Origin of the sequence: Mesorhizobium sp. M7A.F.Ca.CA.001.10.2.1, assembly GCF_003998575.1 — a bacterium.
Classification (GTDB): Bacteria; Pseudomonadota; Alphaproteobacteria; order Rhizobiales; family Rhizobiaceae; genus Mesorhizobium.
Genome location: NZ_RZQY01001203.1, coordinates 1 through 754 on the forward strand (window position 1 = coordinate 1; position 754 = coordinate 754).

The window sequence follows — 754 nt, forward strand, 5'->3', positions numbered from 1 at the left end:
GAGGTAGATAGTGGCGCGCATCGTTGTGATAACGCACGAGCATGACAGGTTCCTGGGCAGGCGCGACATCCTGCTGCGCAGGAGCAGCCCATACATGCTGTTCGACATTCTTGCGGAATTGAAAAGGCGCGGCCACTCGGTTCAGGTTCAGCAAGGCCTGTCGAAGCCGGTCAGCGGCGATATGGCGGTATTGCATGTCGATGCCACGGTGACGCCCACGGACTATGTCGACTACGCCCGGAGTTTTGCCTTCTGCCTCAACATCGGCGCCGCCGACATATCCAAGCGGCGGATCAGCGGCGCATTGGTCGACAGAACCGACAGCTGGCAAGGTCAGGTGATCGTCAAAAGCAATCTCAACAATCGGGGTATTCCGGAGACGCTCCTCAACCGGCGATCCGAGCGTGCCGGGAAACAGCAGCCGTTTCCGCGCTTGCCAGCCTTGCATCCTTATGAGGTCCATGGATCTCTCGGCGACGTTCCAGATGGCGTCTTTGATTGCGACGATCTCGTCGTGGAAAAGTTCATTCCGGAGAGAGAACCCGACGGTTTTGCTGTTCGTTTCTGGGTGTTTTGCGGAGAGCGCGAGCGCTGCACCCGCTACGTCTCCCCGAACGGCCTGGTCAAGGCATCAGAGACGATCCGGCGCGAGCCCGTCCCGGTGCCCGACGAATTGCGTGAGCGTCGGCGTGAACTCGGCTTTGACTATGGAAAATTCGATTTCGTCATGCATGAGGGCAGGGCCGTCCTCCTC

2 protein-coding genes are annotated in these 754 nt (G+C 59.3%); one reads left to right on the forward strand and one right to left on the reverse strand.

Going from position 1 to position 754, the window contains the following annotated elements; genetic code table 11:
- Positions 1–196, reverse strand: a 196-nt coding sequence (locus EN964_RS39030) for a hypothetical protein (protein ID WP_245490751.1), incomplete at its 3' end; no start/stop codon positions are given.
- Between EN964_RS39030 and EN964_RS36145 the strand changes: the two genes are divergently transcribed.
- On the forward strand, positions 182–754 hold a 573-nt coding region (locus EN964_RS36145), incomplete at its 3' end, for a hypothetical protein (protein ID WP_245490752.1). The two genes, EN964_RS39030 and EN964_RS36145, sit on opposite strands and share 15 nt — an antisense overlap.